The sequence below is a fragment of the Candidatus Binatia bacterium genome (assembly GCA_029243485.1).
Classification (GTDB): Bacteria; Desulfobacterota; Binatia; order UBA12015; family UBA12015; genus VGTG01.
Genome location: JAQWRY010000048.1, coordinates 20,157 through 33,110 on the forward strand (window position 1 = coordinate 20,157; position 12,954 = coordinate 33,110).

15 protein-coding genes are annotated in these 12,954 nt (G+C 62.3%); 9 read left to right on the forward strand and 6 right to left on the reverse strand.

Translation table 11 applies throughout. The features are described 5' to 3' along the window. Window positions 1–14: 14 nt before the first annotated feature. From P8R42_13690 to P8R42_13705, 4 genes are read left to right on the forward strand one after another with little or no spacing between them, the layout of a single operon-like run. On the forward strand, window positions 15–1,058 hold the full coding sequence (locus P8R42_13690; protein ID MDG2305666.1) for a haloalkane dehalogenase: 1,044 nt from the start codon (window positions 15–17) through the stop codon (window positions 1,056–1,058). A gap of 16 nt (window positions 1,059–1,074) precedes the next feature. Continuing rightward, window positions 1,075–2,139: an alpha/beta fold hydrolase gene (locus tag P8R42_13695; GenBank protein MDG2305667.1), complete on the forward strand. Its 1,065-nt coding sequence runs from the start codon at window positions 1,075–1,077 to the stop codon at window positions 2,137–2,139. Then, window positions 2,136–2,831 (forward strand): hypothetical protein, encoded by a 696-nt coding sequence (locus tag P8R42_13700; GenBank protein ID MDG2305668.1) that lies wholly within the window; start codon window positions 2,136–2,138, stop codon window positions 2,829–2,831. The genes P8R42_13695 and P8R42_13700 overlap by 4 nt, the downstream gene beginning before the upstream one ends. Window positions 2,832–2,872: 41 nt before the next feature. Further along, entirely contained in the window at window positions 2,873–3,529 is a 657-nt protein-coding gene (locus P8R42_13705) for a hypothetical protein (protein ID MDG2305669.1), read from the forward strand. Here the strand turns inward: P8R42_13705 and P8R42_13710 are convergent. The 3 genes from P8R42_13710 to P8R42_13720 form a co-directional block, all read right to left on the reverse strand. Then, window positions 3,526–3,819: a type II toxin-antitoxin system RelE/ParE family toxin gene (locus tag P8R42_13710; GenBank protein ID MDG2305670.1), complete on the reverse strand. Its 294-nt coding sequence runs from the start codon at window positions 3,817–3,819 to the stop codon at window positions 3,526–3,528. The two genes, P8R42_13705 and P8R42_13710, sit on opposite strands and share 4 nt — an antisense overlap. After that, window positions 3,816–4,046 carry an addiction module protein gene (locus tag P8R42_13715; protein MDG2305671.1) on the reverse strand — a complete coding sequence of 77 codons (231 nt, stop codon included), beginning with the start codon at window positions 4,044–4,046 and terminating at the stop codon, window positions 3,816–3,818. The genes P8R42_13710 and P8R42_13715 overlap by 4 nt, the downstream gene beginning before the upstream one ends. A 448-nt stretch (window positions 4,047–4,494) precedes the next feature. Then, window positions 4,495–4,707, reverse strand: coding sequence for a hypothetical protein (locus P8R42_13720; protein MDG2305672.1), 213 nt, complete (start codon window positions 4,705–4,707; stop codon window positions 4,495–4,497). Between the two features lie 762 nt (window positions 4,708–5,469). On the opposite strand from P8R42_13720, the gene P8R42_13725 reads away from it, so the two are divergent. Next, entirely contained in the window at window positions 5,470–6,048 is a 579-nt protein-coding gene (locus tag P8R42_13725) for a hypothetical protein (GenBank protein MDG2305673.1), read from the forward strand. Between the two features lie 339 nt (window positions 6,049–6,387). Then, a complete protein-coding gene (locus P8R42_13730) occupies window positions 6,388–6,981 on the forward strand; it encodes a hypothetical protein (protein MDG2305674.1) in 594 nt (197 codons plus the stop codon). A gap of 154 nt (window positions 6,982–7,135) precedes the next feature. Here the strand turns inward: P8R42_13730 and P8R42_13735 are convergent, their stop codons facing one another. Further along, window positions 7,136–7,522 (reverse strand): hypothetical protein, encoded by a 387-nt coding sequence (locus tag P8R42_13735; GenBank protein ID MDG2305675.1) that lies wholly within the window; start codon window positions 7,520–7,522, stop codon window positions 7,136–7,138. Between the two features lie 530 nt (window positions 7,523–8,052). Then, entirely contained in the window at window positions 8,053–8,889 is an 837-nt protein-coding gene (locus tag P8R42_13740) for a hypothetical protein (GenBank protein ID MDG2305676.1), read from the reverse strand. Between the two features lie 143 nt (window positions 8,890–9,032). Here P8R42_13740 and P8R42_13745 point away from each other — a divergent pair, with 143 nt between their 5' ends. Beyond that, window positions 9,033–9,239: a hypothetical protein gene (locus P8R42_13745; protein ID MDG2305677.1), complete on the forward strand. Its 207-nt coding sequence runs from the start codon at window positions 9,033–9,035 to the stop codon at window positions 9,237–9,239. A gap of 105 nt (window positions 9,240–9,344) precedes the next feature. Here P8R42_13745 and P8R42_13750 read toward each other — a convergent pair whose 3' ends face one another. After that, window positions 9,345–9,791 carry a hypothetical protein gene (locus P8R42_13750; protein ID MDG2305678.1) on the reverse strand — a complete coding sequence of 149 codons (447 nt, stop codon included), beginning with the start codon at window positions 9,789–9,791 and terminating at the stop codon, window positions 9,345–9,347. Window positions 9,792–10,526: 735 nt separating this feature from the next. Here P8R42_13750 and P8R42_13755 point away from each other — a divergent pair. Both P8R42_13755 and P8R42_13760 read left to right on the forward strand, forming a co-directional pair. Then, window positions 10,527–11,396 (forward strand): DUF1566 domain-containing protein, encoded by an 870-nt coding sequence (locus tag P8R42_13755; GenBank protein ID MDG2305679.1) that lies wholly within the window; start codon window positions 10,527–10,529, stop codon window positions 11,394–11,396. A gap of 575 nt (window positions 11,397–11,971) precedes the next feature. Next, entirely contained in the window at window positions 11,972–12,751 is a 780-nt protein-coding gene (locus P8R42_13760) for a hypothetical protein (protein MDG2305680.1), read from the forward strand. Window positions 12,752–12,954: the final 203 nt, after the last annotated feature.

Sequence of the window (12,954 nt, forward strand, 5' to 3'; positions counted from 1 at the left end):
AGAAGAACACTCGAATGACCGCACGGTTGGTTGCGCTGATCGCACTCTTCTCATGCGTTACCGCCCCGCACGCCGAGGAGATCAGGCCGGGTGTCCTGCGTACGCCTGAGGCTCGCTTCGTCGATCTTGAAGGGTTCCCCTTCGACGCGCACTACATGGAGATCGGTGGGATGCGCGTCCACTATCTGGACGAAGGCCCGAGGGATGGAGAGCCGATTCTTCTGATCCACGGGGAGCCCACCTGGAGCTACCTCTTCCGCAAGATGATCCCCATCCTGGTCGAGGCCGGCTACCGCGTCGTGGCGCCCGACCTGGTGGGCTTCGGCAAGTCCGACAAGTACGCGGACCAAGCCGCCTACAGCTACGCGATGCAGGTGGAGTCCATGCGCGCGTTCGTGAACCGACTCGACCTTCGCGGAGTGACCTTCTTCGGTCAGGACTGGGGCGGCTTGATCGGCCTGCGCGTGGTTGCCGCCGAGCCGGCCCGATTCTCACGTGTCGTGGTGTCCAACACGGCTCTCGTTTCGGCGGGAGGTGTGGCCGGAGCCGTGGGCTATCCACTCTTCAAGGCCCTGATCTGGTGGCTCGGCCCGATCACGCTCGAGGAGCTGCAGACGGACATCACCTTCCCCCGGTGGGTTGCCTACAGCCAGAACGTTCCGGACCTGCCCATCGGCGATGTCATGGTGATGTTGAACGATGGCGAGGAGCACCTGCGCACAGCTTACGAGGCGCCCTTTCCGGACCGAAGCTACAAGGCGGCCGCGCACATCATGCCCTACCTGGTGCCCTCGCAGCTGCGGGAGAACGAAGTGGCCTGGCAGACGGTGTTCGACAAGTGGGACAAGCCGTTCCTGGTCGCCTTTACCGATGAGGACCCGCTCACCTCGGCAGGCGAGGCGGTTTTTCTCGAGCGCGTCCCCACGGCGCAAAAGGTGACGATCCGTGGCGCGGGCCACTTCGTGCAGGAAGATGCCGGCCCGGAGCTCGCGAAGCTGATGATCGACTTCATGCAGGACCGTCCCTTACCGACGGGAATCTCCGTCGAGCAGGATTGAAGGCGGAGAGACAGCCTTGAAGAAGCGAGTTCTGATTTCTCTGGCGATCCTCTTCGTCGCCGCGCTCGTCTTCGCAGCCAGGATCACGCAGGACGGCGAGCGTATCGTTCCACGGGGAGATGGAACCGTCGCGTTGGATGCCGGCGACTTCGAAGCCTTCCCACTGCCGGACTACGCGGCGAAGTACTTGCCCGACGGATACGAGAGCTACTTCGTCGAGGTGGAACCGGGGATCAAGGTGCACGTCCTCGAAGTGGGATCCGGCCTCCCCCTACTCCTCCAGCACGGCAACCCGACCTCGGGCTTCCTCTACCGAAAGGTGGTGGAACAGCTGCCGACCGATCGAGTCCGCGTCATCCTGCCGACGTTGGTCGGCCTGGGGTTCTCGAGCAAGGTCCCGGCGAGCGAGCACACGCTCGACAATCACATCGGCTGGATTCACGGCGTCCTCGAGCAGTTGCAGTTGACCGAGGTCGTCTTCGCGGGACAGGACTGGGGTGGGCCCATCGGCATGGGGGCTCTCGCGCGCTCGCCCCATCTTCTGAAGGGGATCGTCGTGCTGAACACCTTCTTCGATGCCGTAGCCGAAGAGGGAGACCTCTCTCCTGGCCATGCCATCGCCAGGAGGCCGGTCGTCGGCGAACTCCTCATCGAGACCCTTGGTCTGATCTTCAGAAACCTCCCGAACACTCAGGGCGATCCCGAGTCCCTTCCGGCCGATGTCTTGGACCTGTACCGCAGGCCCGTCGTCGCGAGCGGCAATGGCAAGGCACCGCTCGCGATGATGCGCATGGTGCCCGACGGGCCAGATCACCCGACCACACGGGCGATGAGGGTGATCGAACAGTACGTCCGCGGCTTGAAGCTTCCTGCGGAGATCGTGTGGGGAGCGAAGGACCCGATTCTGGCTGGGCAACTGCCTGCCATGAGGCGGCATTTCCCCGATGCTCCGATCACCGAAACGGAAGCTGGCCACTTCCTCCAAGAAGAGGTACCGGTCGAAATCGCCGCGGCCCTGATGCGAGTCGGGGATCAGGTTCGCCTCGAGGGCCTGCAGGAACAGGAAAGGGTAGAGAATTGACCGCCACTAGCCGACTCTGCGTTGCCGCTCTTGCGACCTTCATTCTGACGGCGTGTGGTTCCGGGGCGACGACCGGCGATTCCGAGACCTCTGCAGGAATCGAATCCTCGTTCACTCTCAAGATGCTCAGGAGCACCGGCGAAAACCCTTTCGCTCAGCTGGCCTACGAATGTGATGAGTGTTCTTTCGCGCAGCATGCCTCCGTCGAGCCGCCTTCGGGTTGGACGAGAGCCCCGGCTCAGGTGATTCTTCCCATCGGCGAGCTCCACAGCACCCCCTCCGCTGACGGGTTCCCCAGCTCCGTGGACTTCGTCCCCGAAATTCCCGGAGACGACTTCCAGGTGATCGCCAAGACCATCGACGGCAGGATCGTCGAAGCCGGCGAAGACGGGATCGTGGCCGTGGTCCAGGTCATGCGAGATACCAGCTTTCTCTTCCCAGCCGAGACCCGAGTACACGAACTCACCGACCCCGAAGGGAGTGTCTTCGTTCTGTTCGCCTTCGAGGTCGAGTCGGCGGATTTCACGAGCCCGGTCTTCCAGGATGCCGACGCTCTGATGGGTTATCCCCGGCCTACGGGTTGGACCTATTCCACGCGCATTCTAGACGAAGACTTGAGGATGAACCCCGGCGGCGTCGCCACAGTGCTCGCGATTCGCGCAGAGGTCGATTCGACCTGGGAGTTGCGTTAGTGCCTCGCCCGACTTCGGCTCGAGTCGATCAGGAGCAGCACGTGGCCAAAGACCATCCATCGAGCGGAAAGGGACTCTCGCGAGCCTGGGCAATCCTCGCGATCGTCTACGCGATCTTCTTCTACTGGTACACCTCGTTCGGTGGCCCACTCAGCGACGAAGAGATCGCGCACTACACCGAGGTACTCGCCAGTGCGGCGACCACGGACGCAAGCAGGTCACGCTGGATCAGCTTCATGAAAAGCGATACGGGCGACGACTGGGCCATGTGGGTTGCGGTCGATCTCTTCGAAACGCCCAAGCAGGTGAAGGGCGTCGAACCCGGCGATACCGCGGAAGAAGTCGTCAATCGCTACTCCGAACCGTTCTTCCGCATGGCGATGAGGCGTGCGTCCCATCCCGTCATGATGGGAGTCGCCGCCAACCCCGCCCTCGACATCTGGGGGATCCAAGACGGCGAGAGCTGGGACTCGGGTCTATTGGTCCGCTACCGGAGCCGACGCGACATCATGCAGATCATGGAAGCGATGACGACTTCCGGCTCCGACATCCACTCCTTCAAGGTTGCCGCACTCGAGAAGACGATCGCGTTCCCGCTCGACCCCTGGTACCAGGCCGGAGATCCTCGCCTCCTGCTCGCCCTGGTCTTCATTGTGGTGGGACTGGCGCTGCAGCTACGCCACAACGCGCGAGCCTAGTCGCGGAGCCTCCAGTAGCCTGGACGACGTCGGAGGTGTGCGACGGCGATCACGACCAGATCATCTCCCTCTGCGCGGTAGATCACGGCATACGGAAAGCCGCGCACGATGACCCTTCTCAGCCGCTCGCCGAACGGTCGGCCGCTGTCGGGGAACTCGGCGACCCGCTCGATCGCCGTCCGAACCGCGGAAAGGAAATCGGAACCAAGCCCGTCCGCCTGCTGCGAGTAGTAGCGGACGGCTTCGAGGAACTCCGACTCCGCATCCGGATGGAATGCGACGCTCTTCAACGGGTCGCTTGGCTGGCCTTCTCGAAGACGTCCGCAGCAGGAACGCTCCCCACTTTCGCAGAATCGAGTTCGTCGAGTCTGCGCTCCGCCTCTTCCAGCCAGAGCCGATCAGCCGCAACGTCGGGCTCTTCGTCCAGGCTGGCGATGAGCGTTTCCGCCAATCTCGCGCGAGCCCTCACGGGGAGCTTCAGTGCGTCATCCTGTAGCTTGCGAAGGGGGTCCGCCACGTAGTCAGAGTTATCACGAGGACGAAGTTGCCGCCTACCCCCGAGAGCGAAGGTATGTCGGCGATGACATGTTCGGCTGGCGTCGAACCGGATCTCTGGCCCCCCGGGGGCCAGGCTATGACCCGCTGGGACACGCTCAGACACACCGGCCCCGAAAAACGTAGTCTTTTCAACCCGAGGTGTGGGTTCAAGTCCCACCTCCGGCAGTCGGAAACCTGCGTCCCGCGCGGGTTTCCGCGTACCAACGCTCGTTGAGGGCCAGCGGGGGGCCAGAGAAATCTTCAGCCGGGTGTGGGACAGATGCCCGCACCGGAGGTCTCTGAGGAGGTCCCTGGAGAACGTTCCGAGGACGACACGCGGAGGAAGGTACTTCCTTTGCCTTCCGTTGATCTCGAGTACTCGGCGGCTACTACCCCAGCGATCCAGTTCTTCGAGACCAACGGAGATACTAAGGGAGGCCAGAGGGCTCCGTCGCCCCCAGCTTTACGACCGCCGCGTTGCCCTCCACCTCACCCGTTGCGAAGTTCAACGACGATGCAGTGGGAAGCGCCGCGTCGCTCGGATGGAGCGTCAGAAATCCGGGACCCGCCGGGGCCACGATCGTCGCGTTGTTCGTGATCCCCGTCGCGCCCTCGGGAATCCCACACACCCCCCGAACCATGATCTCCCGGGTCGTCTGACCCTCCAGCGCCGGGCCTTCCCCCGGCTGACGCGTGTCCAGGACCCGGCACGGGTTGATCAGCGTAAGCTCCGCATGCGCGGGGGAGGAAAGAAGCAGCAGCGTCAGGGACGCAATTCAGATCGTCGTCTTGGTCATGCGTGGCTCCTTTTTGGGAAATAGAGGCTCTGCAGCCCGCAGATGCCACGACCCGGCTCGTCGTGTCGAGGGGGCTCCCCGGAACGCCGAACTCCTTCGGGACGACCCTGGCGCGGAACTGCAGACCCCTGAAGCCAGACCAAAGCGGGGTGTGCCGGTTTTTGTGCCAGGTCTCGGCGCCCTTCCAAAGGAGGGGACAAGGGGACAACGACCGGGAACCTTCCCCGTGAAGCGTAGCGTTGCGATATCCGCTGGCGAAACAAATCGCTTCCTGGGGGAAGGTTCCCGGTCGTACCTGGCGCTCCTCGCTCGGCGGAGGCTTGCCTCGAGCCCATCCGCAGGAGAGATCCGGACCGGTGGGCTCCTCCCGCTCGCCACCTTGCCGTGCTATCCTCGAAGACGTGCCGACTCGAGACTGGCCTTCGCTTCGCTCAACGCCGGGCTGGCAGGATTCTACGATGGAAGCGCGCGATAGAGCTGTCGCAAGTGCCTGCCGGGCTGCGATGCAACTGCTCGATGACGTGCCCGACCGCGAAACCAGGCTCAGGCGGATCGACCCGGTCCCCAAGTCCACAAGAGATCTGCTGGCTGCGCTACCTCGATGCGATGGCTGAGCCGGCCACCGCCGTCGACATTGCTCGCCGTCTAGCCGACGCACTCGAGAAGGCAGACCTTCCGTATGCGATCGGGGGAGCACTGGCGCTGGCCTACTATGCCGTGCCGAGAGCGACCGTCGATGTAGACATCAACATATTCGTTCCCCCCGCGACCGAGCTTCCCTTGGTACTTCACACCCTTCAAGGGGCGGGGTTCGCGCCAGACGCATCCGCACCGACGATCGAGCGACAGGCCACGACCGACGGGCAGTTTCGTGGCTACGTCGATGGACTTCGGGTCGACGTGTTCGTCCCGGCGATCAACTACTACGCGGAGCTCCAGCAACGTCGACGGCAAGTACCACTCGCCGGCCGCCCCGCATGGGTCCTTGGTCCAGAGGACATCGCCATTCTCAAGCTCATGTTCTACCGAAGGAAAGACCTAGCCGACGTCGAGTCCTTGCTCCGCGAGCAGGGCGGAGCCCTCAACCTGAAGTTCGTAGCCGACAAACTCCGAGACCTCGTCGGGGACGACGACGAGCGACTCAGGACGCTCACGGAGATCGCGGACGAGGTCGAAAAGAGCTGATTCGTAATCAGTAGATCGCCGGTTCAATTCCGGCGGGTGGCTCTTTGGAAGCCGAGTTCGCGCAGGCAGTTGAGCGACTCGGCTTCACCGCACAGGCAAGGCACACACGAGCATGTGTGCCTATATAGTGTGCCAACTTTAGGCGGACAGCGGCCAGGGTACCCGGTGGTTCGAGTCGCAGATTCAGTCGCGCCAACGTCGCCGCCGAGATTGCGGAGAGGGGCGCAGGCGACCAGCTGACGACGTACATCCTTGACATCCGGGCAGCACCGTGAGCGCGGCGTTCAGGATCCAGGCCGCACCCTACTAACCTGCAAGCTTCGATTTCGGAGATCCCAAATGAAAGCATCCATCCATCTGCTCTCCGCCGCCCTGCTCTTCACCGTCGCCTGCGGCGACTCGAGCACCGATGCCAACTTGCTCGGCGACAACCCAAACAACGAAACTGTAACGACAGTCCAATGTGACACTCGAACGAAAGATGTGAATCAGTACACGCAGGTTCGTTGCTATCCTTATGGCACGGATCCCGTCGACGATGGCTACTGCGCATTGTCAACGTGGGAAACACCGTGCGAACTGTTCCCTGAATTGCCACCTTTCACACCACCGGCGTACATAGCATGCACTTACTTGACCCGTTTAGCCGATAAAGCCCACTCGAATGCTGACGTGTGCCAGAAAGTTTTGGGCGAACCATGGAGAAGCGCAGATCACAAGCTAGGCCGCGTGGAGTTGGTGGGAGTGTTCTTCCCCGACGACTCCGAAGAAGAAAGCGCGTATTACGACATCTTTATCGACTTGACCCAACCCCATTCTCACCGGGAACTCCAATCTGGTCACCCGGATGTAGATATTTTCTGTTACTCGGCCTCCGTTACTGGCGACGACGATCCGAATCCAAGGTACGAACCTGCTCTCTGCAGGGACTAGTTGTACGAATTGAATTCCGGTTTGACAGGAAACACGCCCGCCCCTTTTGACCCAACCCCCTTCTAGCCGGCAACTCCAAACCTGCCGCCCGACGGCTACGCCGCGGCCGCCTGCACCCGAAAACGGGACCTCGCTCCAGGCTTCGCAGTCGCCGCTACCCGTCGACCCGGGCAAATAGGCCGTTCATGTTTCCTACCACCAGAATGAGGTAACGTTTGCCAAGCAAGAAACCGTCGAACCCACCGGTAAGGTGCCTCGCCATGTTCCTCATCCACGCTTCGCCCGGCTGGCATGTGATGCCGGCGATGTGAACTTTGCGCGTGCTCAGCTCCATCACGAACAGCACCGAGTATCGCACCAACCCGCCAAGCGTGACGACCTCGACGGTGAAGAAGTCCATGGCAGCGAGAACCTCCCAGTGGGCCTTGAGGAAGGTCTTCCACGACATCTTCTTGCGTCGCTCGGGCGCGGGTTCGATTCCATGATCTGCCAGGATCGTCGCAACGGTGGTCCGACCGATCTCGTGACCCAGGCCGCGCATGACGTCGCGCAGGCGCGTAGTCGCCCCAGCCGGGATTGTCGCAGGCGAGCTGGACCACCAGGGCCGCAGTCTCTGGCGGCTTTGGAGGTCGACCCGGCCCACGCCGTGCGCTGCCGTCGTACTTCTTGGCCAGCAGCCTTCTGTACCAGCGCAGGATCGTGTCCGGCGTGACGACGCCGGCGAACTCTTGCAGCAGCTTGCGTCCGAGGAGCTTCCCCTTGGCCGCGAGGCGGCGGCGTTGTTCATCGGTGAAGCGGATGCGTCGACCGCCGAGCTTCCGGTCGAGCTGCTCGCGCAGGACGCGATTCTCCTCGATCAGATACGCGATGATGTCTTGCTGTCGGCGATTCACGAACCCGGCGAAGGTCAGGAGAAGGAAGTGCAGTGCAGTGGGCGGCAGCATCGCACGACAACATCACCGACAGGTTGTGCTCGAGCAACGTCGACCTGCCAAGCTCTCGGCGCTAGGCTCGCCGAAGGGCGTGTTGCCGCGGAAAACGGCATGGGCCAAGTTTCCCGACACAACGACGTCACCTCGACTGGATCGTGTGAGAATTGTCGATCTTCCAGGTCAGGTTGTAGGGGGCTACGCGCGGGCTTACCCGCGCCGAGCACTGGCCGAACCAGTGGCCATTAGGGTCTTTGCTCGTCAAGAAAGTGGGGTCGCTCCACGGCTTGGTGTCCGTTTTTCGCGCGGTCGGGTGGCACTCACAGCCTGCTCCCGTGCAGGTTCTGAAGACAGGCTTCTTGTGACTCTCGACGATGATCAGTGACCACGGCACCTGCTTCGTCCATTCCGCTCGCCGATGCTCGGGGCTTCTGCCGTAGCTGCCACATTGATCGAACGTGACGTGAAATCTGGACGTCCGGAAGAGTTCGTGTTTGTCCTTCGCCTCGACGTAGTTCCACATCATGGTCTTCAGAGTGTTTCCGACGTGGCTAAAGGTCGCAGATTGCGTCGATGGTTTTTCCGTTCCCAGCTGCAGGAATCTGTTGGCCGGTGACTTCTTGTCGACTGGTTTCTTCGAGCCTTCTCTCCAATAGGTGTTCTTGTCACTCATGTGCCATTCCCGCCCGGTTTTCTTTCCCTGGGCAGCCACCTCGATGCTCTTGTGGAGGTGGGACCAACCGCCGCTCTTGAGCTGAGTGAAGCCCATCATGGTGATGTGAGCGCCGGCCCAGCACGCATCCACATGAAAAACTTCCTTTTGGTGATAGTTTTTGGGAATGGCGTAGACGGCGTAGTACGGGCGGGAGCCCTCTCCGTTTCCGCCCGTGTTCGTGCCGTCAGGCTGGGTGGCACTGTCTCCACACGCGAAGAGAAGAAGGAGGGCAAGAAGGCGCGGGCTTCGGATAGCTGCGCTCATCCCTGGCCCGTATCGCAAAAGGGGCGGGATTGGCAATACGCACCCCGCCGCCCGCGGGAACCATGTCATGGTTCCGGGCAGAGTCGACGGCCCGGCGGAATCTCCGCTCCGAGAGCGGTTCGGCCTTCGAGCTCCGGCGGTGAGTGACGCAAGCGGCGTGGGAGTTGTCCCGGCCTGTACGTCGTCAGCTGATCGAGACGGTCCGATCGGGTGAGTGCGGTGCGTTGTGCGCGTCGACCGCCGCGATGGAGCGTTTTGACGAGGAACGCCGAGTCGCCGCAAAGAGCACGATCTGGAACACCGGCTGCAAGAGCTGGTATCTCGACCAGGACGGCTTGCCCACGGCCTAGCCCTTTACCTTCGATCGTTTTCGCCAGGAGATGAGCCGGCGTCGCCTCTCCGACTACGATTGTCTTTGAGGCCCGGGTGCGGCGGCGGAAGATACAGACGTCTTTTTAGAAGACGATCGGGTCGAGGAAGGCTCCGCTCGGCGATTCGCAGTAATAGTCCCGGTTGATGTCGCGGGTAAAGGCGAGGACTTTCTGGACGTAGCTCGATCCGTTGGGCATACACCACGGCCGCGGCGCCAAGGCGTCGACCCTGGCCAGATACTTCGGCACGACGCCCTTCCTCGGATCATTCAAGCACGCGTCGAGGCCACTGTCTTTTCCTTTTGATACGTTCCTGGCGCCCTTGCTGAAGCACTTCGCCATGCTAGCGGCGAGTTTCGAGGAGAATTTTTGGTGCTTGTTGGTGGCGTCGAACGTCTCGGCGTCAAAGGGTATGAGACCGATGAAGCCGAATTCGGCGGGCAGAGGCGCGCCCCCCAAATAGGTTCCCGCCTGTGCACTCGTTGCGAACAATGCCACTGCACAACCAATCGCCACGATCGTTCGGTTCATTGCTACCTCCTGTCGGCGTTGCGTCTGGCCTGCCGGCTCGAGATACCGCGGTGGAAGAGCTTCCTCAAGCAGGGATTCGCTGATGGGCGTCTTGCCCATCGTGACCAGGGAACGAAGAGCAGATAGAGAGCGGGTACGGGCCAGAACTCGATGTTCAGACAGAGCCAGGTGGCTACTCGGCTGTAGGCTCGCCGACGGGAGGTCGTCACCACGGAAACAGCGTAGGCCGAGTTTTCGGACAGGACGAGATCCGCCGGTCGCCTACATGACTGGAACGCGACGGAGAACGAACAGCACCCCGGAGGCAAGTAGGAGTGTCATGACAAGAGCCGTCGCTCCGGGCGACATGGCCGGGACGGCAGAAGGATCTCCAGGCGTGATCTTGAAGGCGTTGTCCGAGGTTTCACCAACCACATAGACGTTGCCGGCCGCGTCCGTGGCGATGCCGGTGGGGTAGTCGAGTGTGTTCCCACCCCCGTCGCCGGTAGAGTCGATGATCGCCGGCGGTAGGAAACATGAACGGCCTATTTGCCCGGGTCGACGGGTAGCGGCGACTGCGAAGCGTGGAGCGAGGTCCCGTTTTCGGGTGCAGCCGGCCGCGGCCGTCCATGGCTAGAGCGTAGGCGCTTCCCGTGTGCAGGCTCGTGAACCCCGCTGTGCGTCCAGCTTCACAGCCCTCCTTCCCCGAGACTTCGAAAAAGCCACCGTCCGCAGGGGAAATTCCCCTCCTCCCCAGTGGCACCCTTCCTGCTGTCCAGTCTGGCAGCGGCCGTTTCGCCGCTCAATGACCCAAGCTGCACAACGAAAGGAAGGACGAAAATGTCGAGTCAAACAAACAAGGCCCCCGGAGTACGGACGACCATCTGGACCCTGATCCTGAGCCTTGCGCTCACCACCGCCGCCTTCGCCGCGACCGACGAGCAGAAGTGCCAGAATAAGAAACTGATCGCGTTGGGTAAGCGCGACCTGTGCCTTCAGCAGGAGCGTGGTAAGGAGGCGCTGGGCAGGACGCCGGACGTGGCCAAGTGCGCCGAGAAGTTCGACAAAGGGATCGCGGCGGCGGAGAAGAAGGTGGCTTGCCGTTGGCTGGACAACGGCGACGGCACGGCGACGGACCTGAACACGGGGCTTCAGTGGGAGCTGAAGACCGACGACGGTTCGATCCACGACAAGGATAATCGCTTCGATTGGAGCGACAGGGATGCCGAGCCCTGGGATGTCGTGGAATTCTACCCTGCCGGGTTAAGCTACCCGGCTGGCGGGGCATTCGTGGACTTCCTGGGGACGCTCAACTTTAACCAATTGCCGGCTGGTTGGGGTTGCTTCGCAGGCAAGTGTGACTGGCGGCTCCCAACGGCCGAGGAGCTGGCGGGGATCGTGGACCTGAGCGCACCCGGCTGCTTTAGCGGCTCGCCGTGCACCACGATTCCGGGCGAGACCGCCTATTCGTTTTTTTACGGGTCGTCGACTTCCGGCTCAGCCAGTGGTGCTGTCACCGCGGCGGTCGTGCTCTTCGACGGCGTGACGAGAGGTGGTGTCGTGACCGCCTTCGCCAACAAGGACATCCGCCACTTCTCCGTCCGTGCCGTACGCGGCGGCTCGTGAGCTTGATGACTCACCCCGTCTATTCGGGTTTCTGAGATCCGGGTGGGCGGGGTTTTGCCGCGCATAGAACCGCCGCCAGGGCGGGCGGGGCGGTAGGCGGGATCAAGGGCCTATTTGCCCATGCCGACGGGTAGCCGCCACCGCGAAGCCTGGAGCGAGGTCCAGTTTTCGGGTCCAGGCGGCAGCGGGCCCCCCAATGGTTTCCCGACCGGGGGGCGTAGGTAAAGCAGGGGTAGGGGGGCCTCGATCTAGTGCCAAACTGGTGCCAAATAGGTGCCAAATCGGAGTGGGCTTTGATGATACTCGGTGACGCTCGGTGAGCGTGCCCACAGTCTTGCCGAACACCGAACCCCCTGCCGTTGCTGGCTGGCGGTAGGAAACATGAACGGCCTATTTGCCCGGGTCGACGGGTAGCGGCGACTGCGAAGCGTGGAGCGAGGTCCCGTTTTCGGGTGCAGCCGCGTGCGCCAATGTCCGAGAAGGCGCCGTCAGGTCGGCTTGGGCCCAAAAAGCGGCTTCATGTCGGCTATCCCCGGTCCTTGAGCCCTGGAGGCTGCGAGCGCTAACAGTGTCGGATGCCGAGGCTCCTTGTACTGTTCACCTCTCTGCTGTTGCTCCATGCGGCTGGCTGTACGCCGAAGGCCGACAAGCCGAAGCTCTACGCCGCCGAGAGCCACGAGTTGGTGATGCACACCTTCGGCATTGCCCCGGACGCTGAGATCCACATGATGCTGCCGTCGGCCATGGAGGAGGTCGGGGGGCAGATTAACGACGCGATGGTCCGGCTCGTCGAATACTGGCCGCCGTGGAAGCTCCGGCTCGACGACGAGCAGGGGCCGGGTCCGGGGCTGATCGTCATTGAGGGCGAATTCTACTACCTCGATGGCGGCGTGCAGTGGCTCCGTGCACTCAGTTGGGGGGGAGTCATCGAGATGGCCGTCCGGGGACGGGTCCTCGGTCCCGACGGAGAACCGATCCACTACTTCGATGTGGACGGGAAGCAGACCGGAGGGCTCTTCAGAGCAGGTGGCGACTACGAGCAGGTTCTCGGCTGGATCCTCGACGAGTTCGCCTACGACATCGTGGCTGCCATCGATGCCGAGGAGTTCGAACTCGCCCCAGTCTACGGCTTCGTGTCGGGTGCGGCGAAGCCGCTGTCGCGCCAGGAGAACGCGGAGCTTCAGAAGGAGGGGTGGCTTCAGCGTGTGGAGCCCAAGAAGGAGGAGGTGTCGTCGGCGACCGTCGAAGAACGCCTCAAGAAGCTGGGCGAACTCCGTGCATCGGGCGTCATCGAGTCCGAGGAGGAGTACAAGGCGCTCCGGGTCAAGATCATCGGCGAGGCGGTTGCGGAGTAGGTGGCCGAGATCAGGACTTCGCTCTGAGTCGCGAGGTGCCGACACCATGGAGAAGAATCGCGAAGAATCAAATGACCAGGAACCTTACCTTGACGTGATGCTTCAGCCCGACTGAAACGAATCGCTCAGTTCCGATTTCTGTTCATTCGTAGTAGTTGTCCGTCCAAGTCGGCCCAGATTCTCAGGGCGGATTCATTGTCGCG

What these genes read in the sequence shown, in the direction of transcription:
- P8R42_13720 (MDG2305672.1), bottom strand. Translation starts at nt 4,707, where the DNA reads ATGGTTCGGGGGGTGTGTGGGATTCCCGAGGGCGCGACGGGGATCACG.
- P8R42_13730 (MDG2305674.1), top strand. Translation starts at nt 6,388, where the DNA reads ATGAAAGCATCCATCCATCTGCTCTCCGCCGCCCTGCTCTTCACCGTC.
- P8R42_13690 (MDG2305666.1), top strand. Translation starts at nt 15, where the DNA reads ATGACCGCACGGTTGGTTGCGCTGATCGCACTCTTCTCATGCGTTACC.
- P8R42_13725 (MDG2305673.1), top strand. Translation starts at nt 5,470, where the DNA reads ATGGCTGAGCCGGCCACCGCCGTCGACATTGCTCGCCGTCTAGCCGAC.
- P8R42_13750 (MDG2305678.1), bottom strand. Translation starts at nt 9,791, where the DNA reads ATGAACCGAACGATCGTGGCGATTGGTTGTGCAGTGGCATTGTTCGCA.
- P8R42_13735 (MDG2305675.1), bottom strand. Translation starts at nt 7,522, where the DNA reads ATGCGCGGCCTGGGTCACGAGATCGGTCGGACCACCGTTGCGACGATC.
- P8R42_13740 (MDG2305676.1), bottom strand. Translation starts at nt 8,889, where the DNA reads ATGAGCGCAGCTATCCGAAGCCCGCGCCTTCTTGCCCTCCTTCTTCTC.
- P8R42_13760 (MDG2305680.1), top strand. Translation starts at nt 11,972, where the DNA reads ATGCCGAGGCTCCTTGTACTGTTCACCTCTCTGCTGTTGCTCCATGCG.